Source organism: Pollutimonas sp. M17 (assembly GCF_025836975.1).
Classification (GTDB): domain Bacteria; phylum Pseudomonadota; class Gammaproteobacteria; order Burkholderiales; family Burkholderiaceae_B.
The window spans coordinates 603,270-626,040 of sequence record NZ_CP107548.1 but is presented as its reverse complement, the minus strand read 5'-3'; the positions used below and the strand labels follow the sequence as shown (position 1 = coordinate 626,040).

General features: G+C 63.8%; 22 protein-coding genes. 5 read left to right on the top strand and 17 right to left on the bottom strand.

The window, feature by feature from the left end:
• Nucleotides 1–20 precede the first annotated feature (20 nt).
• The 6 genes from OEG81_RS02985 to tyrS all read right to left on the bottom strand — a co-directional run bounded on the left by OEG81_RS02985 (nt 21) and on the right by tyrS (nt 5,617).
• A complete protein-coding gene (locus tag OEG81_RS02985) occupies nt 21–644 on the bottom strand; it encodes a riboflavin synthase (RefSeq protein WP_264131250.1) in 624 nt (207 codons plus the stop codon).
• 12 nt (nt 645–656) lie between these two features.
• Nucleotides 657–1,793: a bifunctional diaminohydroxyphosphoribosylaminopyrimidine deaminase/5-amino-6-(5-phosphoribosylamino)uracil reductase RibD gene (ribD, locus tag OEG81_RS02980; RefSeq protein WP_264131248.1), complete on the bottom strand. Its 1,137-nt coding sequence runs from the start codon at nt 1,791–1,793 to the stop codon at nt 657–659.
• Entirely contained in the window at nt 1,790–2,251 is a 462-nt protein-coding gene (nrdR, locus tag OEG81_RS02975; protein ID WP_264131246.1) for a transcriptional regulator NrdR, read from the bottom strand. The genes ribD and nrdR overlap by 4 nt, the downstream gene beginning before the upstream one ends.
• 39 nt (nt 2,252–2,290) lie before the next feature.
• Complete coding sequence (gene glyA / locus OEG81_RS02970) at nt 2,291–3,535, bottom strand: serine hydroxymethyltransferase (RefSeq protein WP_264131244.1); 1,245 nt, start codon at nt 3,533–3,535, stop codon at nt 2,291–2,293.
• Between the two features lie 192 nt (nt 3,536–3,727).
• Nucleotides 3,728–4,363, bottom strand: coding sequence for a YbhB/YbcL family Raf kinase inhibitor-like protein (locus OEG81_RS02965; RefSeq protein ID WP_264131243.1), 636 nt, complete (start codon nt 4,361–4,363; stop codon nt 3,728–3,730).
• Nucleotides 4,364–4,387: 24 nt separating this feature from the next.
• Nucleotides 4,388–5,617, bottom strand: a complete 1,230-nt coding sequence (gene tyrS, locus OEG81_RS02960) for a tyrosine--tRNA ligase (RefSeq protein ID WP_264131242.1) — start codon at nt 5,615–5,617, stop codon at nt 4,388–4,390.
• Between the two features lie 243 nt (nt 5,618–5,860).
• Between tyrS and OEG81_RS02955 the strand changes: the two genes are divergently transcribed.
• Together OEG81_RS02955 and OEG81_RS02950 are read left to right on the top strand one after the other, a co-directional pair.
• A complete protein-coding gene (locus OEG81_RS02955; protein ID WP_264131241.1) occupies nt 5,861–7,228 on the top strand; it encodes a M23 family metallopeptidase in 1,368 nt (455 codons plus the stop codon).
• Between the two features lie 24 nt (nt 7,229–7,252).
• A complete protein-coding gene (locus tag OEG81_RS02950; protein ID WP_264131240.1) occupies nt 7,253–8,365 on the top strand; it encodes an anhydro-N-acetylmuramic acid kinase in 1,113 nt (370 codons plus the stop codon).
• 81 nt (nt 8,366–8,446) lie between these two features.
• Here the strand turns inward: OEG81_RS02950 and erpA are convergent, their stop codons facing one another.
• From erpA to pmbA, 7 genes are all read right to left on the bottom strand, one after another.
• Nucleotides 8,447–8,815, bottom strand: coding sequence for an iron-sulfur cluster insertion protein ErpA (gene erpA / locus OEG81_RS02945; protein WP_264131239.1), 369 nt, complete (start codon nt 8,813–8,815; stop codon nt 8,447–8,449).
• 61 nt (nt 8,816–8,876) lie between these two features.
• A complete protein-coding gene (locus tag OEG81_RS02940; RefSeq protein ID WP_264131238.1) occupies nt 8,877–9,635 on the bottom strand; it encodes a DUF6776 family protein in 759 nt (252 codons plus the stop codon).
• A 55-nt stretch (nt 9,636–9,690) separates the two neighbouring features.
• Entirely contained in the window at nt 9,691–10,752 is a 1,062-nt protein-coding gene (gene argC, locus OEG81_RS02935) for an N-acetyl-gamma-glutamyl-phosphate reductase (protein WP_264131237.1), read from the bottom strand.
• Nucleotides 10,753–10,910: 158 nt separating this feature from the next.
• Entirely contained in the window at nt 10,911–11,303 is a 393-nt protein-coding gene (rpsI, locus tag OEG81_RS02930; RefSeq protein WP_264131236.1) for a 30S ribosomal protein S9, read from the bottom strand.
• 9 nt (nt 11,304–11,312) lie between these two features.
• Nucleotides 11,313–11,741: a 50S ribosomal protein L13 gene (gene rplM / locus OEG81_RS02925; RefSeq protein WP_264131235.1), complete on the bottom strand. Its 429-nt coding sequence runs from the start codon at nt 11,739–11,741 to the stop codon at nt 11,313–11,315.
• 248 nt (nt 11,742–11,989) lie between these two features.
• Entirely contained in the window at nt 11,990–13,090 is a 1,101-nt protein-coding gene (locus OEG81_RS02920; protein ID WP_264131234.1) for a TRAP transporter substrate-binding protein, read from the bottom strand.
• A gap of 93 nt (nt 13,091–13,183) precedes the next feature.
• Nucleotides 13,184–14,551 (bottom strand): metalloprotease PmbA, encoded by a 1,368-nt coding sequence (gene pmbA / locus OEG81_RS02915; protein ID WP_264131233.1) that lies wholly within the window; start codon nt 14,549–14,551, stop codon nt 13,184–13,186.
• A 61-nt stretch (nt 14,552–14,612) separates the two neighbouring features.
• On the opposite strand from pmbA, the gene yjgA reads away from it, so the two are divergent.
• Nucleotides 14,613–15,167, top strand: a complete 555-nt coding sequence (gene yjgA, locus OEG81_RS02910; protein ID WP_264131232.1) for a ribosome biogenesis factor YjgA — start codon at nt 14,613–14,615, stop codon at nt 15,165–15,167.
• Nucleotides 15,164–15,835, top strand: a complete 672-nt coding sequence (locus OEG81_RS02905; protein ID WP_264131231.1) for an alpha/beta hydrolase — start codon at nt 15,164–15,166, stop codon at nt 15,833–15,835. The genes yjgA and OEG81_RS02905 overlap by 4 nt, the downstream gene beginning before the upstream one ends.
• A 45-nt stretch (nt 15,836–15,880) precedes the next feature.
• Here OEG81_RS02905 and OEG81_RS02900 read toward each other — a convergent pair whose 3' ends face one another.
• Complete coding sequence (locus tag OEG81_RS02900; RefSeq protein ID WP_264132681.1) at nt 15,881–18,334, bottom strand: GNAT family N-acetyltransferase; 2,454 nt, start codon at nt 18,332–18,334, stop codon at nt 15,881–15,883.
• Between the two features lie 109 nt (nt 18,335–18,443).
• Here OEG81_RS02900 and gltX point away from each other — a divergent pair, with 109 nt between their 5' ends.
• Nucleotides 18,444–19,853 (top strand): glutamate--tRNA ligase, encoded by a 1,410-nt coding sequence (gltX, locus tag OEG81_RS02895; RefSeq protein ID WP_264131230.1) that lies wholly within the window; start codon nt 18,444–18,446, stop codon nt 19,851–19,853.
• Between the two features lie 13 nt (nt 19,854–19,866).
• Here gltX and leuD read toward each other — a convergent pair whose 3' ends face one another.
• From leuD to OEG81_RS02880, 3 genes are read right to left on the bottom strand one after another with little or no spacing between them, the layout of a single operon-like run.
• Nucleotides 19,867–20,481, bottom strand: coding sequence for a 3-isopropylmalate dehydratase small subunit (gene leuD, locus OEG81_RS02890; RefSeq protein WP_264131229.1), 615 nt, complete (start codon nt 20,479–20,481; stop codon nt 19,867–19,869).
• Nucleotides 20,478–21,887 carry a 3-isopropylmalate dehydratase large subunit gene (leuC, locus tag OEG81_RS02885; RefSeq protein ID WP_264131228.1) on the bottom strand — a complete coding sequence of 470 codons (1,410 nt, stop codon included), beginning with the start codon at nt 21,885–21,887 and terminating at the stop codon, nt 20,478–20,480. The genes leuD and leuC overlap by 4 nt, the downstream gene beginning before the upstream one ends.
• Nucleotide 21,888: 1 nt before the next feature.
• On the bottom strand, nt 21,889–22,770 hold the full coding sequence (locus OEG81_RS02880) for an isocitrate lyase/PEP mutase family protein (protein ID WP_264131227.1): 882 nt from the start codon (nt 22,768–22,770) through the stop codon (nt 21,889–21,891).
• Nucleotide 22,771 lies beyond the last annotated feature (1 nt).

Here is a 22,771-nt window from a genome sequence, read left to right as displayed (position 1 = left end):
AGTCCGCTATTCTAACAGAATCAAGCGGTTTTGGTTTGGGTCACCATGCGCTCGACATAGCGCGCGATCATGTCGATCTCAAGGTTGACCAGCGCGCCGGCCGTGAGGTCCTTCAGCGTGGTGACCTGCACCGTATGCGGTATCAGGTTGATGCGAATCTCGCAGCCGCTGATATCGTCGTCCACCTCGTTGACGGTAAGGCTGACCCCATTGACGGTGACGGACCCCTTGTAGGCCAGGAAGCGCGCCATGTTCTGCGGCACGCGGATGCGCAGGTCCCATGATTCGCCCACGGGCTCGAAATGACTGACTTCGCCCAGCCCGTCCACGTGGCCCGATACCAGGTGGCCATCCAGCGAATCTCCCATGCGCAGGGCGTGTTCGAGATTGACGTCGCCTTCGGCGTCCAGGCCCGCCGTACGGTTCAGGCTTTCCCGCGAAACATCGACGCTGAAGCTGTCGGCATCCAGCTCGACCACGGTCATGCATGCGCCCTGCACCGCGATGGAATCGCCCAGCTTGGTGGTATCGCGCAAAAAGCCAGGCGCCTGTATCCTCAAATGCACGCCGGCATCTTCCAGACCGTCATTGAACGGAGAGACTTCGATGATCCTGCCGACAGCAGCGACGATACCCGTAAACATCTTTTGATTCCCTTATAGCCGCAATACATGCAGCAAAGCGTTCCAACGATCCATGTGCCTCGCGCGTATGCGCAGATCCGGCGACACGTTTTTTGTGTCCAGGAATTCGAACCGCTGAGCCTGCGCCAGGCTCTGCAGCGTCCCCATGCGCACCATGCCCATGCCCTCGCCCAGCAGCACGGGGGCCATGTACAGCAGCAGCTCGTCCACGCACTGGGCCTGCAGCAGCGCCCCGCTCAGCTTTGCGCCCGCCTCGACGTGCACCTCGTTGACGTCGTGCTCGCCCAGCCAGCGCAACATGGCCTGAAGGTCGACCCGGCCGCCGGCGGACGGCAATTGCACCACCCGGACATTCTTTCCGGCCAGCCGCGAGGCCTTCTCCGGATTGGAGGCGCAGGTGAAGATCCAGGCGGACGTCCCGTCGAATATCCGTGCATTTTCGTCGACCTCGAAGCGTGTATCAACAATGGCCTTGATGGGTGTACGGGTTGTCTCCACATGCCGGACGTTCAGCTGGGGATTATCCGCCATCACCGTACCCGATCCCGTCAGCACGACACAGCTGCGCGCCCGCCAGTGGTGGCCGTCCGCCCGCGCGGCCGGGCCGGTTATCCATTGGGACTGCCCGTCGGGCAAGGCAATGCGCCCATCGAGCGAGGCCGCCAGCTTCAACCATAGCCAGGGCGTCTTGCGGGTCATGCGAGCCACGAAGCCGGGATTGACGGACAAGGCCTCCTGGGCGCAAACCCCGGTGGCGACGGCAATGCCCGCGGCCTTCAGGCGGGCGATGCCCTGGCCCGCCACCAGGGGATTGGGATCGCTCATGGCGATCACCACCCGCGCGGGGCGTGCCGCGATCAGGGCATCCACGCAGGGGGGCGTGCGGCCGAAGTGGCTGCAAGGCTCCAGGGTGACGTAAACGGTGGCGCCGGCAACGTCGACGCCTTGCCCGGCCGCCTGGCGCAGGGCCACGACTTCGGCGTGAGGCCCGCCCGCGGGCTGCGTGGCGCCCGACGCAAGCACCTGGCCGCCGCGTACGATCAGACAGGCGACCCGGGGGTTGGGCGCCGTAATATACATGACGCTTTCCGCCAGCCGCAGGGCCTCGCGCATCCAGCGCTCGTCGTCGACTACCTGGCCGGTGTTCACGTTTTCGGGGGCACCTGGATTTCGTCTATGGCCTTGACGAATTCACCGATGTCTTCGAAGCTTTTGTAAACCGATGCAAAGCGCACGTAGGCGACCTGGTCGAGCTTCTTGAGCTCGTTCATGACCAACTCGCCCACGTAGTCGGACTTGACCTCGCGCAAGCCGCTTACCAGCAGGCTTTCCTCGATGCGCGCCACCGCGGCGTCGACGTCTTCGGTGTTGACCGGCCGCTTGCGCAAGGCGAGATTCAGGCTGGCCCGCAGCTTGTTGACGTCGAATTCGGCCCTCGTGCCATTGCGCTTGACCAAGGCCGGCATGACCAGCTCAACCCGTTCATAGGTGGTGAAGCGGCGCTCGCATGCCGTGCAGCGGCGGCGCCGGCGTATGGTGTCCCCCTCTTCCGAGACACGAGAGTCAATCACTTGCGTATCGAAACTACCGCAGAACGGGCATTTCATGGCTGGCTGGCCCCGGACGAATCCGGGTCCGTCCCCGCGTTAACGGTACACCGGCAAACGCGCCGTCAGTTCGTTGACGCGCGCCCGCACATCCGCGATGGCCTCTGCGTTGCGCGGATTGTCCAGGACGTCGGCGATCAGGTGGCCGGTGAGCTCGGCTTCGGCTTCCTTGAAGCCGCGCGTGGTCATGGCCGGGGTGCCCAGGCGTATGCCGCTGGTGACGAAGGGCTTTTCGGGATCGTTGGGGATGGCGTTCTTGTTGACCGTGATGTGGGCTTCGCCCAGGACCGCTTCGGCTTCCTTGCCGGTGATGCCCTTGGCGCGCAGGTCGACCAGCATGACGTGGCTCTCGGTGCGGCCGGACACGATGCGCAGGCCGCGCTGCACCAGCGTACGGGCTAGGACGTCGGCGTTCTTGACCACTTGCGCGGCGTAGTCCTTGAATTCGGGCGACAGCGCTTCCTTGAAGGCCACGGCCTTGGCGGCGATGACATGCATCAGCGGACCGCCCTGGATCCCAGGGAAAATCGCCGAATTGACGGCTTTTTCGAATTGGGATTTCATCATGATGACGCCGCCGCGCGGACCACGCAGCGATTTATGCGTGGTCGAGGTGACGAAATCGGCGTGCGGCACGGGATTGGGATAGGCGCCGCCGGCCACCAGGCCTGCGTAATGGGCGATATCGACCATGAAGAGCGCGCCGTTATCGTGAGCGATGCGGGCCATGCGCTCGAAATCGATGCGCAGGGAATACGCGGAGGCGCCGCCCACGATGAGCTTGGGCTTGTGTTCCCTGGCCAGCTTTTCAAGCTGATCGTAGTCGAGTTCTTCGTTGGCATCCAGGCCATAGGAGACGAAGTCGTACAGCTTGCCCGACGCATTGACCGGCGAGCCATGCGTCAGGTGGCCGCCTTCGGCCAGGCTCATGCCCAATACCTTGTCGCCGGGCTTGAGCACCGCCATGTAGACGCCCTGGTTGGCCTGCGAACCCGAATTGGGCTGGACGTTGGCCGCCTCGGCGCCGAAGATTTCCTTCAGCCGGTCGATGGCCAGTTGCTCGACGATGTCCACGTACTCGCAGCCGCCATAGTAGCGTTTGCCCGGATAGCCTTCGGCGTATTTGTTCGTCAACTGCGTGCCCTGGGCCTGCATGACCGCGGGACTGGTGTAGTTTTCGGAGGCGATGAGCTCGATGTGCTGCTCTTGGCGGACGTTTTCTTTCTGGACGGCGGCCCAGACGTCGGCATCGACTTGATCGAGAGTGCGGGAACGGTCAAACATTGGATATCCTGGTGTGGTGTGGCGGCTAGCGGAAGAACAAAGAACTTATTTTAGCCCGAATGGCTCTTAATTTGACGTAAACCGCAGGCAATGCCCCGTTGAACCGCGGTTTTGGAGGCGCCCGGCCCCCTATGCCGGGCGCATCGCTCAATCTGGCTTGAGCGTCGTTCATGCAAGGCGGAACACGCAGAATCAGCGCTTGCCGGCCAGGCGGGGATTGAGCGTATAGAGGCCCGTTATGGATGCCTGGGCCAGTATATGGCCTTGTATGGCCTTGATGACATCTCCGCCCGTAAAACGGCCCTCGAAGGGAAGCTCGGCGATGTCCAGCGCATATACGGTGAATACGTAGCGATGCGCAATGGAATCGTTCCATGGCGGGCAAGGGCCGTCATAGCCGAAGTAATCGCCGTTCATATCGCGATCGGCGGCGAACCAAGTGGTGAAATCGTTGACGCCCTGGCGCGTGCCGTCCAGCGCCAGAGGGCCCGCCTTGCCACGCGGCGTGATGCCGTCCGAATAGGCCGCCTCGGCGATCTGGGACACCCCGGCCGGAATATCGATGAGCGCCCAATGATAGAAATCGACGCGCGGCAAAGTGCCTGGAATCTCGCGGTCTTCCTGGTTGACGTCGTCGGGCTTGCTGGGAACGTCGGGGTCGTGGCAGATGATCGCGAAGGACTGGGTCCCATCGGGCGCATCGGACCAGGCCAGATGCGGATTGGCATTGCCAGCCAGCGCAACGTGATTCTGCCCGTCGATCTTGCCGAAGGCATTGCGCTCGGGGATGGTTCCCTGATCTGTAAAAGATTCACTGGTCAGCTTCATGTCATGCTCCTGGTATAAAGGCCGTCAGCCGGTTAATGTGACACGGGCAAACTTGCGCTTGCCCACCTGTACGACATAGGTGCCCGCGGAAAGCTGCAGGGCCTTGTCCTCGACGCGTGCGCCGTCGACGCGCACGCCGCCCTGCTCCACATTGCGCTGCGCTTCGGCTCCCGAGGCCACAAGGCCGGCTTCGCGCAGCACCTTCAGGATGCCCAGGGGGCCGGCGCCAACCTGGACTTCGGGCATTTCATCGGGAATCGCCCCATCGCGGAAGCGCGCCTCGAAACTGGCCAGCGCATCGCCGGCCGCCTTGGCCGAATGAAAGCGGGCCACGATTTCCTGGGCCAGCGCCACTTTAGTATCGCGCGGATTCATGCCCTCTTTTACTTGTTTTTGTAACTGGGCAATATCGTCCATTGAACGGAAGGACAGCAGCTCGAAATACTTCCACATGAGGGTATCGGAAATGGACATCAGTTTGCCGAACATGGACTCGGGTGCTTCAGTGATGCCGATGTAGTTGCCCTTGGACTTGGACATCTTGTCGACCCCGTCGGTGCCCTCCAGCAGCGGCATGGTCAGAATGCACTGGGGCTCCTGTCCGTATTCCTTTTGCAGTTCGCGCCCGACCAGCAAATTGAACTTCTGATCGGTGCCGCCCAATTCGAGATCGGCTTTCAGGGCCACGGAATCGTAGCCCTGCATCAACGGGTACAGGAACTCGTGCACGGAAATGGGAATGCCGCCCTTGAAGCGCCGGGTGAAGTCTTCGCGTTCCATCATGCGCGCCACGGTGTAGCGCGATGCAAGCTTGATCAGCCCGCGCGCGCCCAGGGGATCGCACCACTCGGAGTTGTAGCGGATCTCGGTCCTGGCCGGGTCCAGGACCAGGCTGGCCTGCGCGTAATAGGTCTTGGCGTTCTCGTGTATTTGCTCGGCGGTGAGGGGTGGCCGGGTGGCGTTGCGCCCGCTGGGATCGCCGATCATGGAAGTGAAATCGCCGATCAGGAAGATGACGGTATGGCCCATATCTTGCAGCTGGCGCATCTTGTTGAGAACAACCGTGTGGCCCAGATGGATGTCGGGCGCGGTGGGGTCCAGCCCCAGCTTGATCCGCAACGGCTTGCCGCTGGCATGGCTGCGCGCCAGCTTGCGGGCGAATTCGGACTCCACCAGAAGCTCGTCGCAGCCTCGCTTGGCGATGCGCAGGTATTCTTCGACTTCGGGGCTGATTGGGGCTTCGGTGGACGGCATATAAAATGGCTTTATCAGAAAAAATACAAAAAAACGCTCGAAAAATCGCGCCTAATACGCTAGCATAACGTGCGAGCGCGGTCCCGGTACTGCACTGGATGGATACAGCATCGGCGCATGGCGTCATCTTATCAGAGCGCTTGGCCCCTAAAAAAGGGGCGTGTTCACCGGCCTTTGCACTATTAGTATTCCAAGCGGCCGGCCACATCTTCCAATCGCAGCGCATTACTAGGTCTTTGCTTTATGTTCAAGAAAGGGAAAACTGGCACTCCCTCCTATCGTGACACCCTTCGGGCACATCGAACACATCATTTTCTGCGCAACGGCCTTGTGCTGGTCGCATTGGGCCTGTTCGCCGGCGCCGCGGCGCTGGCCGTGGTGAAGCCGCCCGAAACGCCTCCCGTCTACCAAGCCAGCCAGAATCTGGCACTTCCGAATCCCTTCCCCCAGCCCCTGGGGGATTTTTCCTCTCCCTTCATCAGCGAAACGCATATCCGCCGCGGCGACACCCTGGCGGCGCTCTTGCAGCGGCTGCGCGTGCAAGAGCGGGGCTTGCAGCCCTTCCTCGTGCAGAGCAAAGACGCCCGCTCCATCTACAAGCTGTACCCCGGCCGCAGCGTACAGGCCGCCCTGGACAAGGACGGCAATCTTGTCTGGTTGCGCTACAACCATACGCCGGGCGCCAACGACAATGGCAAGTACGTGTCGCGCTGGCTGGAAATCACCCCCGACGGCAAGGGCGGCTTCAACGCCGCAGAACATAGCCAGGCGGCCAAGCAGCAGATACGGATCGCCGAAAGCGAGATCACCAGTTCCCTGTTTGCCGCCACGGACGAGGCCGATATCCCCGATGCCGTCACCATGCAGATCGCCGACATCCTGGGAAGCAAGATCGACTTCATACGCGATCTGCGCAAGGGGGACCGCTTCCGCATCGTTTACGAATCCTATTCCCACGACGGCCGGGAGATCGGCGTCGGCCGCGTCCTGGCGCTGGAGTTCATCAATAACAAGAAGGCCTACGAGGCGGTATGGTTCGCGCCCGACGGTGGCTCGGGCAGCTATTACGATTTCGACGGCCGCAGCCTGAAAGGCGCTTTCCTGCGCACCGCGCTGAAGTTCTCGCGCATCAGCTCCACCTTCGGCATGCGCAAGCATCCCGTGCATGGCGGTTGGCGCGGGCACAAAGGCGTCGATTATGCGGCACCCACCGGCACACCCATCCACGCCACGGCCGACGGCGTCGTGGAATTCAAGGGCCAGCAGAACGGCTACGGAAACACCATCATCCTGAAGCACCACGGCGGCTACAGCACGCTGTACGCGCATCAAAGCCGATTCGCCGCCGGCCTGAAAAAGGGCGATTCCGTCAGCCAGGGCCAGCTTATCGGCTATGTCGGGTCCACCGGCTGGGCAACCGGGCCGCACCTGCATTATGAATTCCGCGTGAACAAGAAGCCCGTCGACCCGCTGGCGATCGACCTGCCCGTGGCCCGCACGCTGGATAAATCGCAGCGCAAGGCCTTCGAGCACACCGTGGCGCAATACCAGGAACACATCCATTTCCTGACGACGCTTCAGGGCGAGGGCACGCAAGTGGCGAAGCGCTAACAAGCGCCGCGCTGCCCCGCCCCTATGGCATCCTCTCTTTTCATTGGCCTGATGTCGGGCACCAGCACCGACGGCGTTGACGGCGTGCTGGCCGATTTTTCCTCCGCGGGCCGCCCTCACAGCCTGGCGTCGGTATCGCTGCCCATGCCGGCCGGCCTGCGCGAAGAATTCCTTGCCCTGAACCTGACCGGCACGAACGAATTGGCCAGGGCGGCGCTGGCGGGCAACGCACTGGCCGAGCTCTACGCAGATGCCGTCCAGGCGCTGCTGTCGCAGGCCGATGTGGACGCCGCCGGGATTTGCGCCATCGGGGCGCACGGCCAGACGGTGCGCCACGACCCAGCCGCTGGCTACACCATACAGATCAATGCGCCCGCCGTGCTGGCCGAGCGCAGCCGAATCGCCGTCATTGCCGATTTCCGCAGCCGGGACATCGCCGCCGGCGGCCAGGGAGCTCCCCTGGTGCCGGCATTCCACCACGCCCTGTTCGCCGGCGCCGAGCCGCTTGCGGTACTGAACCTGGGCGGCATCGCCAACCTCACCCTGCTGGATGCCGACGGCGGCATCCGCGGCTTCGATACCGGACCGGCCAACGTCCTGATGGATTTATGGGCGCAAGCCGGGATCGGCCAGGCCTACGACACTGACGGCGCCTGGGCCGCCAGCGGCCGGGCCAGTGCCGAACTGCTGGATCTGCTGATTCGCGACGAACCCTGGTTCGAGCTTGCGCCGCCCAAGTCGACCGGGCGCGATCTGTTCAACCAGGCTTGGCTGAGCCGGCGGATCGAGCGGTTCCAGGCCGGCCCGGGCAGACTGGCCGATAACGACATACAGGCGACCCTGCAGCAGCTTACCGCCGCCACTGTCGCGCAGGCCCTGGCCCGGCATGCCCCCGGGATCCGGGAAGTCCTGGTCTGCGGCGGCGGGGCGCTGAACGGCGGGCTGATGCGCGATCTGCGCAGCGCCCTGCCCTGCCCGGTTCGCCCCACGTCGGATCTGGGCGTACCGGTGCAAATGGTCGAAGCCCTGGCCTTCGCGTGGCTGGCCTGGGCGCATGAACATGGCCGGGCCGCGGGCCTGCCCTCGGTTACCGGCGCGCGCGGCGCGCGGGTGCTGGGATGCAAATACCCCGCCTGACGGCAAGCGCCTGGGCGGGGTAGCTTATTTGATGAAAGGCCGCTTGATAAAGACGGCTGGCGGCCTTTGCGCCGCCATGAATCAAGGCGAGAAGGACGAACCGCAGCCGCAGGTGGAATTGGCGTTGGGATTGCGGATGACGAATTGGGCACCCTCGAGATCGTCTTTATAGTCGATTTCGGCGCCGACAAGATACTGGAAGCTCATGGGATCGACCAGCAGCTGCACACCTTCCTTGTCGATGGTGGTGTCGTCATCGTTGATGGTTTCATCGAAGGTGAAGCCATACTGGAAGCCCGAGCAGCCGCCGCCCTGCACGAACACGCGCAGCTTGAGTTCGGGATTGCCTTCCTCGGCCAGCAAGTCCTTGACTTTGGACGCGGCGGCATCGGTGAAGATCAGCGGCGAGGGCGGAGCCTGCAGATCGATGGATTCGGTGTGGGTATTCATTAGGCACTCCTGGCAGCCGTGTCGGGCTGCGCAATCAAGAAACTACTATAACATTCGCGGACTACTCGGGGGCCGGCAGATTGACCTTGCGGGAAACCCGCAATGCGCCGCCTTCAAGAATATTGAGCGTGACGGCCTGCGGCGTGAAGTCTTCGGGAACGCTCAGCAAGCCGCCGCTGCGCAGGAACTGGTCGAAGACCAGATCCTGGCCTTCGGCACCGCCCGCGGCGGCGGGGTCGGCGCTGCCGGGAGCCAGGGCGGGCTGCAGCGTTATTTTAACCGCTTTACCCTGCTGGACACCCGAGGCCACAAACTGCATGTGGCCTTTGAACGGCCTGTCGTCCTGGGCATTGCGCATCAACAGCACCTTGTATTGCAAGGTGGGGCCCAATCGCTCGATATCAAGGGCCCGGATGCTGATGGCCCCCTTGGGGCCGGGCGGCAGCAACTGGTCGAAAAAAGCCAGCTGGTCTCTGGCCTGCCCCAGTTCCGATTGGGTCGCCTGCAATGTGGCTTCCAGTCCCTTGCGCGTGCTTTCCTCGACGACCAGGCGTCCCGTCAGCGCATCCAGCTGCGCCCGCATTCCGGCCAATTCGGCTTGATGGGAAACCAGTTCCGCCCGGAGTTGCCGCGCCTGCGTTTCGGCCTGCTGATCGCTGGCGCTTCCCGCCCAATACAGGGCGGCCGCCGCGCCAAGCACCATGCCCGCAAGCAGCGCCGGGATCTCCAGGCTGAGGCCTTTGGACTTGCGGGGCGCGGGTGCCGATGGCCGCACGCCGGCGTGTTCGCCAGGGCCTGGATCCGGTGTTTTCTGTTTCATAGCAGAACAGACCCGCCGCGCGCGATTCAGTTCCGGGGCAAGCGGTGCGCAGATGTTACGGCAGCACCGCCACCTGCGTGAGCCCGGCGGATTCCGGCAGGCCGAACATGAGGTTCATGTTCTGCACGGCCTGGCCCGAAGCGCCCTTGACCAGGTTGTCTTGCGTAACCAGGATGACAAGCTGGTCGCCGCCGCCCGGCCGGTGCAGCGCAATGCGCAGATGGTTGGACGCACGCACCGAGCGGGTTTCGGGCATGCTGCCCGCCGGCATGACGTCGACGAATTCCTCGGCGCCGTAGCGTTGCTCGTACAGAGCCTGGAAATCGGTATCCAGGGCCTCGGGCAGGATGCGCGCGTAAATCGTGGAGAACATGCCGCGTATCATGGGAACCAGATGCGGCACGAATGTCAGCCCCACCGGCCCGCCGGCCAGGATCTGCAACTGCTCGCTGACTTCAGGATGGTGGCGGTGGCCCGCCACGCCGTAAGCCTTGAAGTTGTCGCTGGCTTCGGAAAACAGGGTGCTGACCTCGGCCTTGCGGCCGGCGCCCGAAACACCCGATTTGCAGTCGGCGATGATGTGCGCGGTATCCACCAGCTTGCGCCCGCCTTCGAGCAAGGGAGCCAGGCCCAGCAGCATGGTGGTCGGATAGCAGCCCGGATTGCCGACCACTTGCGCGCCGGCGATTTTCTGGCGGTTGAGCTCGACCAGGCCATAGACCGACTGCTTCAGGATACCGGGGCAGGCATGCGGCATTTTGTACCATTGCTCGAATACCCGGGTATCCTGCAAGCGGAAATCGGCCGCCAGGTCGATGATGCGGACGCCATGCTCGAGCAGGCCTTGGGCCTGGCTCATGGCCACGCCGTGGGGCGTGGCGAAGAACACCACATCGCATTGCTCGAGCCCGGCGGTTTCGGGAGTCTGGAAGCGCAGGTCGACGCGGCCCCGCAAATTGGGGAACATGTCGGCGACGGGCATGCCGTCTTCCTTGCGCGAGGTAATGGCGGTTAGCTGGGCATTCGGATGCTGGGACAGCAAGCGCAGCAATTCTACGCCCGTATAGCCTGTACCGCCCACAATGCCGACCTTGATCCGTGGTGCTGCCGAAGTCATAACTATTCCCAAAAAACGGTCATCAACATCATGATTATGCAACAAGCTTGCCGATGACGATATGCCGGCCATGACAAAACCGGCCGATAAAAGACAAAACCCCCAGCATCGGCCGGGGGTTTTGTGTCGCAGGGCCCAGGGGCCCGCAGTACAGCCGATTAACGCTTGCTGAACTGTTTGCGACGACGCGCCTTGTGGAAGCCGACTTTCTTGCGTTCGACTTCGCGGGCGTCGCGAGTGACAAAACCGGCTTGCTTCAACGGCGCCTTGAGCGTTTCATCGTAGTCGATGAGCGCGCGGGTGATGCCGTGGCGCACCGCGCCGGCCTGGCCGCTTTCGCCGCCACCATGAACGTTGATGTGAAAATCGAACGATTCCAGGTGGTTGGTCAGTTCCAGGGGCTGACGCACGACCATGCGGCCGGTTTCACGAGCGAAGTACTCGTCCACGGGCTTGCCGTTGACGACGATCTTGCCCGAACCTTTTTTCAAGAACACGCGAGCCACCGACGTTTTGCGGCGGCCTGTTCCATAGTTCCAATTACCGATCATGACCTATCCTTAGAATTCCAGCGGTTTGGGCTGCTGAGCAGAGTGCGGATGCTCGGCGCCGGCATAAACCTTGAGCTTCTTGGCCATGGCGTAACCCAAAGGCCCCTTGGGCAGCATGCCCTTGACGGCTTTCTGGATGGCGCGGCCAGGAAAACGCTCTTGCATTTTCTGAAAGTTGGTCTCGGTGATGCCACCCGGGTAGGTCGAGTGACGGTAGTACTTCTTGTCTTGCGACTTGTTACCGGTAACAACGATCTCGGCTGCATTGATAATGACAATGTAATCGCCGGTGTCAACGTGAGGCGTGAATTCTGGCTTGTGCTTGCCGCGCAAACGGCGTGCGACTTCGCTGGCCACACGACCGAGGACTTTGCCCTTGGCGTCAATCACGTACCAGTCACGTTTGACTTCATGCGGCTTGGCCACAAAGGTCTTCATGATGGTTCCTAAATATTCAAGATAAGCCCCCGCGGACATCCGCGAAGGGGTCTTTTCCCAGCCAGCCGCAAGCGCCAAAACGTTGTGTTTCGCCCGTGCGCAAGGCGCGTTTGGCAAGAAAAGCTCATCATCATAGCATATTCGCGGAAAATTTCTCTGTAAATTCAATAGCCAGGGCTCGGCGTGCCGCCTCTGGACAACAAAACAGCCGCCCGAAGGCGGCTGCGTTGCGTACGGCGAAAGGCGTATTACTTCTTCTGGTTGGCCAGAGCCAGGCCCAGATAGTTGTCGTAGGAGCCTTCGGCCACGCGGAACCAGGGCACGATGCCGTCGCGGAAGGCCATGTAGTTGTCGAAGATCTTCTTGAAGCCCGCGTTCTTGTCGCAGAATTCTTTGTAGACTTCGTTGGAGGCCTTGAAAGAGGCGTCCATGACGTCGCGCGGGAAGGCCCGGAGCACGGCGCCGCTGGCAATCAGACGGCGCAGGGCGGCGGGATTGTGGGCATCGTAATCGCCGATCATCTTGCCGCCGGCAGCGCGCGAGGCAATGTCGATAAGCGACTGGTATTGCTTGGGCAGTTCGTTGTAGGCGGCGTCATTGACGTACAGCGAGACCTGGGCGGAACCTTCCCACCAGCCCGGATAGTAGTAGTACTTGGCCACTTTCTGGAAGCCGAGCTTTTCGTCGTCGACGGGGCCGACGAACTCGACGGCGTCCAGCGTGCCTTTTTCAAGCGAAGGATAGATATCGCCGGGAGGAATCTGCTGAGGCACCACGCCCATGCGCGACAGGACTTCGCCCGCGAAGCCGGCGGTGCGCATCTTCAGGCCCTGAAGATCGGCGACGGACTTGATTTCCTTGCGGTACCAGCCGCCCATCTGCGTGCCGGTGTTGCCCAGCGGGAAGTTGATGATGTTGCGCGGGGCGAAAAGCTCGCGCATCAGCTTCAGGCCGTCGCCCTCGTACATCCAGGAATACATCTGGCGCGCGTTCAGGCCGAACGGAACAGCGGTATCGAAGCAGAAGGAGGGATCTTTGCCATAGTAGTAGTAGGAAGCCGTCTGGCCGCACTCGACCGTGCGATTGCCGACCGCGTCCATGACGCCGAAGCCCGGAACGATCTCGCCGGCGGGATACAGGCGGATCGAAAAATTGCCGTCGGACGCTTCTTCGACCATCTTGCAGAAAGTCGCCGCCGTGGAGTAAAGGGGGGGAAGCGAAGGCCCATAGGTGGAAGTCATCTTCCAGCTGATCTTGGGGTTGCTTTGCGCAAATACCGGGGCGGCCACCGCGGCGGATCCCGCCACAGCCCCTAAACCTGCTTTCTTGAGAAATGAACGACGCTGCATTAAAAGCTCTCCTTTCGGCATTCAATATTTTTTACAGTTGCACTGCCAAGCCAGATATTACACCGTGTAGCACACCTTGTAACGAGGTAATTCCTACTGCCCCGCTATGGCCATCTGCTCGATCAGCACCGAGCCGGTCGTTTTTGATCCGCGTGTAATGGCGTCGGCGCCCACCGCCACGATCTGGCGAAACATGTCGGCCAGATTGCCGGCAATGGTCACTTCCTGAACGGCATGGCGGATTTCGCCATTCTCGACCCAATAGCCGAACGCCCCGCGCGAATAATCGCCGGTCACATAGTTGACGCCCTGGCCGATGAGTTCGGTGACCAGGAAGCCGGTGCCCATTTTCTTGAGCATGGCGGGGAAGTCGTCGTCCGGCTGGCCCAGCCGTGAGCTCAGGCGCAGGTTATGCGAACCGCCCGCGTTGCCCGTGGTTTGCATGCCCAGCTTGCGCGCCGTATAGGTGGACAGGAAATAACCGTTGAGCACGCCGCCCGTCACCAGCTGCCGGGCCTCGGTGCGCACGCCTTCGCCATCGAAGGGGGAGCTGCCCATGGCCCCTGCCACATGCGGATCCTCGAAGACGTCAAGGTGATCGGCCAGCACCGGCTTGCCCAGCGTGTCCAGCAGAAAACTGGCCTTGCGGTACAGGGCGCCGCCGCTGGCGGCCTGCACCAGCGCGCCAAGCAGGCCGACGGCCAAGGGCGCCTCGAACAGAACGGGGAACCGCCCGGTCTTGACGCGGCGCGCCGAAAGCCGGGCCAGCGTGCGCTGGGCGGCGTAGCGCCCGACCGCCACGGGGTCGGCCAGGTCGCCGGCGGCCCGCGCCGTGGAATACCAGTAGTCGCGCTGCATGCCGGCGCCGCGCCCGGCAATGGGCGCGACCGACAGGCTATGGCGCGAATAGGGATAGCCCCCCATGAATCCGCGGCTGTTGCCCAGCACGAAATGGCCTTCGTAGGTATCGACCGATGCGCCATCGGTGTTGGTGATCAGCGGGCTGACGTCGCGGGCGGCGGCTTCGGCCCGTATGGCCAGGGCCGCCGCGTCCTCGGCGGAGACATTCCAGGGATGGTGCAGCTTCAGGTCGGGATAGCGGGTCGCCAGCAGATCGGCGTCGGGCAGGCCGGCGGCGGGGTCGGCCGCGGTATAGCGCGCAATGTGCCAGGCGGCTTCCACGGTTTCACGCAGGGCCTGGGCGGAGAAGTCGGACGTGGAGGCCGAACCGCGCCGCGTGCCGGCGAAAACCGTGACATCGAGCGACCGGTCGCGGGTCTGCTCGACCGTTTCCAAGTCTTGATTGCGTACGGAAACAGACAGGCCGCGGCTTTCGGAGACCTCGGCGGCGGCATCGGAAGCCCCCAGCGATTTGGCGTGTTTCAGCGCATCGCCCACCAGCTCGCGAAAGCGGCCCTGGTTCTCGGCGATGGGTAGATAAGAAGTGGGTTGATTGCTCATTGATGCTCTTTCAGTTTAGGCGGTTATGATAGCCAATTAAAGAATGCTTTATCCATCTTTCATGCCAAATACTTTCACCGATACGCCGGAATCGTCCGACCATGGCTACGACCGCCCCAGCAAGTCGCAGGTAAAGCGGGAAATGCTGGCGCTGCTCGACCTGGGCAAGCAACTGGTCGATCTGTCCCCCGAACGGCTCAAGCAGCTGCCCCTGGCGGAGAAGCTCTACGATGCCGTAAGGCTGGCGCAGCGCACCACCAGCCGCGAGGGGCGCCGCAGGCAGATCCATTTTGTGGGCAAGCTGATGCGCGACGCCGACGCCGAAGCGATCCGCGCCCAGATGGACATCTGGGAAAACGGCTCGCGCGAGCAGACGCTGGCCATGCACCGGCTGGAAACGCTGCGCGACCTGCTGCTGCGCGACGACGACGCCCTGACCGGCCTGCTCAACGAGTATCCGGGCGCCGATGCCCAGCGCCTGCGCACCCTGATCCGGGAAGGACGCAAGGAAGCCCAGGCCAACGAACGGCTTCAGGCCGGCCAGGATCCCCAACGCAAACACTACCGGGCCTTGTTCCAGGCCCTTAAATCGCTTGACGACACGGAGCAGGCATGAGCGCCACCTTGCTGGAAGCAATCGAAATAGAAACCGGCCCCGAGCCCCGGCACGCGGTCATCTGGATGCACGGCCTGGGCGCCGATGGCAACGATTTCGCGGCCATCGTTCCCGAACTCAGGCTGCGCGACGGCCTGGCCCTGCGCTTCGTGTTCCCGCATGCACCGATACGCCCCGTGACGATCAACAATGGCATGGCCATGCGCGCCTGGTACGACATCTTCCATCCAGACCTGGTGCGCCGTGAAGACGAAACGGGCCTGCGCGCTTCCCAGCAAGCCATCGAGGCCCTGATCGCGCGCGAAAACGAGCGCGGGATTCCATCCGAAAACATCGTCCTGGCGGGATTTTCGCAAGGCTGCGCCATGGCTTTGCAGGCCGGCTTGCGCCACCACGGCAAGCTGGCCGGCCTGATGGGTCTTTCGGGCTACCTGCCCCTGGCCTCGACGGCGGCCGCCGAACGCCATCCGTCCAACCAGGACACGCCCATATTCCTGGCGCACGGAACCATGGATCCGGTCGTCGTCCTTCCGCGGGCGGAAGCATCCCGCCAGGCGCTGACGGACCTGGGCTACCAGGTCAGCTGGAAGACCTACCCCATGCCCCATTCGGTCTGCCCCGACGAGGTGGCGGACATTTCGGCATTCCTGAACAAAGTCCTGGTCTAGGTCCGCCACTTCAGGCGGCCACATATCTTCCCGCCCGGCGCCGGATCAGCGCCGGCGCGTTTCACCCAGGTCCAGCCAGACGCGCCGCATGGTGGGGTCGTCCTCGGCCGCGTCGTTGCGAAAACCCAGGTGCGTCATCAGGCTGAGCATGGGACGGTTCGTTGCCAGCACCAGGCCGTCTATATAGGTCAGGCCCTGCTCCTGGGCCGCATCGATCAGCCCCCCCATCAGTTGGGCGCCCAATCCGCGCCGCTGCCAGGCATCGCCGATGACCAGGGCGTATTCGGCGCCACGGCCGTCGGCGTTGCGCAGATAGTGGGCAAAACCGATGATCTGTTCGCGCGGGTGGCCCCGGTGCTCGGGATTGGGCACCTGCACGGTCGCCACCAGCGCCAGTTCGCGATCGTAGTCGATGCGCGTGTAGCGCGCCAGCATGCGCGGAGTCAGCTCGCGCAGCATGGATACGAAGCGCATGTACCGGGATTCGTCCGACAGGCCGCGCACGAATTCCTGCAAGGGCTCGGCATCTTCGGGACGTATGGGGCGCAGCATCCAGGGCTTGCCGTCCTTGAACGTCCGCGCCTGCACCAGGCGGCGCGGATACGGATGGATGGCCATGTGCCCGTAGCCGGTCGTCTCGGGCAGCACCAGCATGGATTCGCTGCGCAGCTTTATCTGAATGGCGTGGGCGACCAGATGCATGTCGTCCGCAAACAGCGGATCGATCGCCAGCGAGTCGAGACCGGGCAGTTCGCTGCAAAGCTGCGAGATGCGCTCCAGCGCGTCCAGCAGGGTCTCGAATGCGCCGGGCGTCATCTGGCGCGACAGCGCGCGATGCCACAAGCTGCTGCGCTGAACCAGCTTGCGCGCCAGGTAGCGGTTCAGCGGCGGCAGCTCGACGGCGCGATACGAGGCCGAGATCAGGGCGTCCTGCCCGCCCGAGCCGAACAGGATGCAGGGGCCGAACTTGGCGTCCCGATGAACGCGTATGGCCATGGGCAGGCTGTCCTCCGGCGGCTCTGCGCCCTGCGCCTCGCGCACAGGCACATGAAAGCAGGCCAGCAACTGCCGGCATTCATCGGCGCCGAGATTCTGGCGGCGCTCATTCTGCGCGCGCCGCACCAGTTCGCGCGCCTCGTCCAGCCGGGGCGGCTTGCCCAGCGGTTCGGGCGGCAGGGTCTGCTGGGACAGGGTCTGGTTGTAGTGATAGGAACCCAGAATGCCGAAGGCGTTGGCCGCCGATTCGGGAGTGCGGAAGGCGGGCGTGCCCACGCTGTCCAGGATATGCCGCAAGGGCCGCATGCCCGCATCGCCCAGGAAGCAGGTGATGAGGGGCTTGCGCGCATCGGCCGCCATGGCGGCCAGTTGCCGCGCCACGCCGTGCAGATCGGACAGGGGGTCCGGCGAAAGCAGTACCAGCACGCCGTCCACCCCCTGGTCCCCGGCCAGGATGCCCACCATGCGCTGGACTGTTTCAGGGGTAAGCGGCGCATGCGTGACCACCGGATTGCGGGCCATGGCTCCCGGCTCCAGCAACTCGTTCAGCGCCTTCATGGTGGCCAGCGACAACTCGGCCGGAAACACCGACTCGCTGTCGTCCATGACGTCCAGCGCGAGTTGTGCGGCGCCATTGCCGTTGGAAAACAGGGCGATCTTGCGTCCGCGCGTGCGGCGCGTATGCACAAGCACCTTGAGCGCCGAGAACAGCTGGACGAAATAACGGATGCGGACCGCGCCCGCCCGCCGCAGCAAGGCGTCGAACACCGCGTCCTCGGCCGGTGAATCGCCCTTGCGCCCGGCCTTGAGCACCACGACGGGCTTGACGCTGGCGGCCGCGCGCAAGGCGCTGGTAAAGCGCCGCGACGACGAGGCCTCTTCGAGATACAGGGCAATGCTGTCGGTGCGCCGGTCCATCGCCAGGTAGTCCAGGACAGCGGGGATATCGACGTCGGACTCGTCGCCCACCGACACCACGGCCGAGAAGCCAAGGCTGATGTCTTCGGCCCAGTCAAGCACGGCCGAGGCAATGGAGCGCGATTGTGCGACCAGCGCCACCCTGCCCCCCAGCGAGGTCTTGGCCTGCAAGCCGAGGTTCAGCCCCAAGTGCGGCCTCTGGACGCCAAAGGCGCGCGGACCCAGTATCGCGCAATCGTTGAGCGCCCCCCACGAGCGGCAGTAGATCATGTCCTCGACGGGGTCGGCGGAAGGCTGGCTGTGAGGCAAGAGGATCAGGCTTCTGGGCCTGCACGCCTTCAGCGCCTGCAAGGCCTCGGGCAAGCGTTGCGGCGCCACGCACACCAAGGCCAGATCCAGCCGCATTTCCGCCCCCACTCCCGCCAGCGTATCGGGCGGAACGATGGGCTGGCCTTGCTGGACCTGGACGAAGGTCAGTGCGCTTTGCAGCCAGCGCGGCGTGTCCCGGACCAGCGGCGGCGGCTCGTCGGCCAGCACGAGAACCGTGCGCGGCTCAAACAATGCGGCCAGGTGGTGTCGCGGCATCATGGGGGCCAGTTCTCAACAAGAATTGATGTGTACTCTAAAATAGCGGATCGCTCCATATCCGATGCGTGACTATCATCCAGCGCATTCTAAAGCCTAACGACTCACCATGACCACTTCCAGCCCTTCCGTTGTCCGCACACGTTTCGCGCCGTCTCCCACCGGCTATCTTCATCTGGGCGGCGCCCGTACAGCCCTTTTTTCCTGGGCCTTCGCACGCCACCACAAGGGCGTGTTCGTGCTGCGCATCGAAGACACCGACCTGGAACGCTCGACCCCGGAAGCGGTGCAGGCCATCCTGGACAGCATGCAATGGCTGGGCATGCAGCCGGACGAGGGCCCGTTCTACCAGATGCAGCGCATGGACCGCTACCGCGAAGTCATCGCCAAAATGCTGGCCGACGGCACGGCATACCATTGCTACAGCAGCCCCGAAGAAGTCGAGGCCATGCGCGAAAAAGCGCGCGCGGCCGGCTTGAAGCCGCGCTACGACGGCACCTGGCGGCCTGAAGCCGGCAAAACGCTGCCCGCCCCGCCGGCGGACCGCAAGCCGGTGGTCCGCTTCAAGAATCCGCAGGACGGCGCCACGGGCTGGAACGACCTGATCAAGGGCCCCATCAGTTTCGACAACAGCGAGCTGGACGACCTGATCATCGCGCGACCCGACGGCACGCCGACCTACAATTTCTGCGTGGTGGTCGATGACTGGGACATGAAGATCACCCACGTGCTGCGCGGCGACGATCACGTCAACAACACGCCAAGGCAAATCAACATCCTGCGCGCCCTGGGCGCCGCGCTGCCTGAATACGGCCACGTGCCCATGATCCTGGGGCCGGATGGCGAAAAGCTCTCCAAGCGCCACGGCGCGGTCAACGTCATGGAATACGACAAGGACGGCTATCTGCCCGAGGCCATGATCAACTACCTGGCGCGGCTGGGCTGGAGCCACGGCAACGACGAGCTCTTCACCCGCGAGCAACTGGTGGAATGGTTCGACACGCGCAACCTGACGAAATCGGCCGCGCAGTGGGACCCGAAGAAACTGAACTGGGTGAACGCGCACTACATCAAGCACAGCGACGACGCCGATCTGGCCGAGCGCGTCGCGCCGCGCATACGCGAACGCCAGGGCGACCCCAAGGCCGTCGACCTGGTCGCCGTCATGGGCTTGCTCAAGGACCGGGCCGAAACCCTGAATCAACTGACCGATGGCGCCATGCTGTTCTGTGGCCCCTATGTGCCCGCCAGCTCCGAACTGGCGGCGGAGCATCTGGACGATGCCGCCAGGGCGCTGCTGGCCGACTTCGCCCGGAAGGCGCAAGCCTTGCCCGACTGGTCCACCGAAGCCCTGGACGCCTTGATCAAGGCCTTGCTGGCCGAGCATGGCGTGAAGATGCCCAAGCTGGGCATTCCGCTGCGCCTGGCTGTGACGGGCCAGAAGCAGACTCCGGCCATCGGCGCGGTGCTGGCCATACTGGGCCGCGAACGGGTGCTGGAAAGGCTGGCCGCGCTGTAAGGCCGACGGGCCGCTACGAGGCGGCCGGATAGGCCCAGGGGCGGGCCAGCCTGTCCCGCCGCTCGAAATCGTCGATCTCGCCCTCGATCGCCAGCGTCTGCTGGATGTCGTCCTGCCCCAGCAGCAAGGCCTGCCGGGGTATTTCGGGAAAGCTGAAGGCGATGTCTCCGGTGGCGGCGGTCGAGATGACGCAAGCCTGCAAATCCACTTTCACCATCTGGCCGGCCAGGGACGCCTTGGCCAGCTCTTCGATCCTGGCTCGGTCCAGGGTGATCGGCAGCAGGCCGTTTTGCAGGCAGTTGTTGAAAAAGATGTCGCCATAGCTTTCCGCGACGATGCAGCGCAAACCGAACTCCTCCAGGGCCCACACCGCCATCTCCCGCGAGCTGCCGCAGCCGAAATTGGCGCCGCTGATCAGTATGCGGGCCTGCCGGAAGGGTTCCCGGTTCAGGATGAAATCGGCGTTCTCCGAGCCATCGGGCAGATAGCGCCAGGTCTCGAAGGCCCAGGGCGCGAACTGGCCGCGCTTCAGTTGCGCGATGCGCTCGATGCGGACAATGACATCGGTATCGATGTTGTCGCGGACGATGGCCGCGGCGTTTGCCTCGCATACGGTAAATGGCTTCACGGCCTGTCCTCCATCATCGCCGGCGAGGCGATCCTGCCCAGGACCGCGCTGGCGGCGGCCACCGAAGGGCTGGCCAGGTGCGTCATCGCGCCGGGCCCCTGGCGGCCCATGAAATTCCTGTTCGAGGTGGAAACACAGCGCTGGCCTGGCGGCACCATGTCGCCGTTCGCGCCCACGCACATGGAGCAGCCCGGCTCGCGCCATTGGCAGCCCGCGTCCAGGAAGACCCGGTCCAGGCCCAGGCTTTCGGCCTGCCGCTTCACCTGCAGCGAGCCCGGCACCACCCAGGCGGTGACACCGGCCGCCACATGCCTGCCGCGCAGTATCCGGGCCGCTTCCTGCAGATCGGACAGGCGGCCGTTGGTACAGGACCCGATGAAGACGCGATCGATGCTCACCTGGTCGATGCGCTGCCCGGCCCGCAAGTGCATGTACTCCAGCGCGGCCGAGTAGGCCTTGCGCCGCTGGGGATCGCGTTCCCGATCCGGATCGGGAACGACGCCGCCGATGGAGATCACGTGTTCGGGGCTGGTGCCCCAGGTGACTTGCGGACCGATTCCACCGATATCCAGCTCGACCTCTCTGTCGTAGACGGCGTCCGGCCCCGACGGCAGGCTGCGCCAGTAGGCCACCGCCCGGTCGAAGGCCGGTCCCTGAGGCGCGAACTCGCGCCCCCGTATATAGTCGAAGGTGACGTCATCGGGCGCGACCATGCCTATCTTGGCGCCCATTTCGATGGACAGATTGCACAGCGTCATGCGCGCCTCCATGTCCAGGCCGCGAACGGCCGGTCCGGCGAATTCGACCGCATGGCCGGTGCCGGCCGCGGCGCCCAGCTCGCCAATCACGTGCAGGATGATGTCCTTGGCGGTGACGCCCGGCGCCGGAACGCCGGCAAGCGTAATGCGCATGGTCTTGGGGCGGCGCTGGCGCATGGTCTGCGACGCCAGGACGTGCACCAGTTCCGACGAGCCTATGCCCCAGGCAATGGCGCCGAAGGCGCCGTGCGTGCAGGTGTGGCTGTCGGCGCACACTATCGTCAGCCCGGGCAAGGTCAGGCCCAGTTCGGGGCCGATGACATGCACGATGCCCTTGCGGCCGTCATCGATGTCGAACAGCCGTATGCCCCGCTCGGCCGTTTCCTGCCGCATGGCCTCCACCATTTCGGTGCTCCAGGGCTCGTCCCCGGCGCGGCTGCCGGGCTCGGTGGAGCTGACGTGGTCCAGCGTGGCGAAGGTCAGGTCAGGACTGCGCACCGGCAGCCCACGGTCATCCAGCCTTTTCATGGCATCCACCCCGGTCAGTTCGTGCATCAGGTGGCGGTCCACATGCAGCAGGCTGATGTCGCCCGGCAGGCGGGACACTTCGTGCGCATCCCATATCTTGTCGAAAAGCGTGGCGCTCATGTCACTCGTCCTTGGCGTCCCCGACGGCGTGGCGGCGCTCGAAATCCCATACGTCCGGAAAGCCGACCAGCTTGTGCAGCTGATCCATGGAATAGGACGGCACCGGCAGGTTCATGGTGTGCCCCTGCGTTTCCAGATACTTGTACCCGGCCGCCAACGCCGCCGTCGCCACGCCCATGCCCAGCGCGGGATAGATGGCGATGTTGAAGCCCCATTCGCGCAGCGTCTCGCCCAGCACCTCCGGAGAGCGGCCCGTGGGCACGATGTTGGCCAGCAGCCAGCCGTCGATCTCCCCGCCTATGCGGCGGAATTCCTCTTCCGATTCGGGCGATTCGACGAAGATGATGTCGGCGCCCGCCTTGAGGAATTCCTGCCCGCGCCGGATGGCCTCGTCCAGCCCCAGGCCGGTCCGGGCGTCGGTGCGCGCGATGATCAGGGTGTCGTCGCTGCGCCGCGACTCCACGGCGACCTCGATCTTCTTGAGCATCTCCGGCAGGGGTATGACCCGGCGGCTGGGCGTATGCCCGCATTTCTTGGGCATTTCTTGGTCTTCGAACTGGATGGCCTGCACGCCCGCCGCCTCGTAGCCGCGTATGGTGTGGCGCAGGTTGATCAGCCCGCCGAAGCCGGTGTCGGCATCGGCGATCAACGGCTTCGTGGTGCCTTGCGCAATGACCGTCGCCCGGCCCACCATGTCGGTGTAGGTGACCAGGCCCGCATCCGCCAGGCCAAGATACGAAGCGGAGATACCGTATCCGGTCATGTACAGCGCCTTGAAATCGAGTTCGTTGGCGATCATGGCGGAGAACATATCGAATACGCCGGGGGCCGCCACGAATTCACCGGCGGCCAGGATGGTTTTAAGTTTTTGCTCGCTAGTCATG

Excerpts from the sequence above, each read along its gene's own strand:
- OEG81_RS02985 (WP_264131250.1), bottom strand. The coding sequence starts at position 644 with ATGTTTACGGGTATCGTCGCTGCTGTCGGCAGGATCATCGAAGTCTCT.
- nrdR (WP_264131246.1), bottom strand. The coding sequence starts at position 2,251 with ATGAAATGCCCGTTCTGCGGTAGTTTCGATACGCAAGTGATTGACTCT.
- glyA (WP_264131244.1), bottom strand. The coding sequence starts at position 3,535 with ATGTTTGACCGTTCCCGCACTCTCGATCAAGTCGATGCCGACGTCTGG.
- OEG81_RS02965 (WP_264131243.1), bottom strand. The coding sequence starts at position 4,363 with ATGAAGCTGACCAGTGAATCTTTTACAGATCAGGGAACCATCCCCGAG.
- tyrS (WP_264131242.1), bottom strand. The coding sequence starts at position 5,617 with ATGCCGTCCACCGAAGCCCCAATCAGCCCCGAAGTCGAAGAATACCTG.
- OEG81_RS02955 (WP_264131241.1), top strand. The coding sequence starts at position 5,861 with ATGTTCAAGAAAGGGAAAACTGGCACTCCCTCCTATCGTGACACCCTT.
- OEG81_RS02950 (WP_264131240.1), top strand. The coding sequence starts at position 7,253 with ATGGCATCCTCTCTTTTCATTGGCCTGATGTCGGGCACCAGCACCGAC.
- erpA (WP_264131239.1), bottom strand. The coding sequence starts at position 8,815 with ATGAATACCCACACCGAATCCATCGATCTGCAGGCTCCGCCCTCGCCG.
- OEG81_RS02940 (WP_264131238.1), bottom strand. The coding sequence starts at position 9,635 with ATGAAACAGAAAACACCGGATCCAGGCCCTGGCGAACACGCCGGCGTG.
- argC (WP_264131237.1), bottom strand. The coding sequence starts at position 10,752 with ATGACTTCGGCAGCACCACGGATCAAGGTCGGCATTGTGGGCGGTACA.
- rpsI (WP_264131236.1), bottom strand. The coding sequence starts at position 11,303 with ATGATCGGTAATTGGAACTATGGAACAGGCCGCCGCAAAACGTCGGTG.
- rplM (WP_264131235.1), bottom strand. The coding sequence starts at position 11,741 with ATGAAGACCTTTGTGGCCAAGCCGCATGAAGTCAAACGTGACTGGTAC.
- OEG81_RS02920 (WP_264131234.1), bottom strand. The coding sequence starts at position 13,090 with ATGCAGCGTCGTTCATTTCTCAAGAAAGCAGGTTTAGGGGCTGTGGCG.
- pmbA (WP_264131233.1), bottom strand. The coding sequence starts at position 14,551 with ATGAGCAATCAACCCACTTCTTATCTACCCATCGCCGAGAACCAGGGC.
- yjgA (WP_264131232.1), top strand. The coding sequence starts at position 14,613 with ATGCCAAATACTTTCACCGATACGCCGGAATCGTCCGACCATGGCTAC.
- OEG81_RS02905 (WP_264131231.1), top strand. The coding sequence starts at position 15,164 with ATGAGCGCCACCTTGCTGGAAGCAATCGAAATAGAAACCGGCCCCGAG.
- OEG81_RS02900 (WP_264132681.1), bottom strand. The coding sequence starts at position 18,334 with ATGCCGCGACACCACCTGGCCGCATTGTTTGAGCCGCGCACGGTTCTC.
- gltX (WP_264131230.1), top strand. The coding sequence starts at position 18,444 with ATGACCACTTCCAGCCCTTCCGTTGTCCGCACACGTTTCGCGCCGTCT.
- leuC (WP_264131228.1), bottom strand. The coding sequence starts at position 21,887 with ATGAGCGCCACGCTTTTCGACAAGATATGGGATGCGCACGAAGTGTCC.
- OEG81_RS02880 (WP_264131227.1), bottom strand. The coding sequence starts at position 22,770 with ATGACTAGCGAGCAAAAACTTAAAACCATCCTGGCCGCCGGTGAATTC.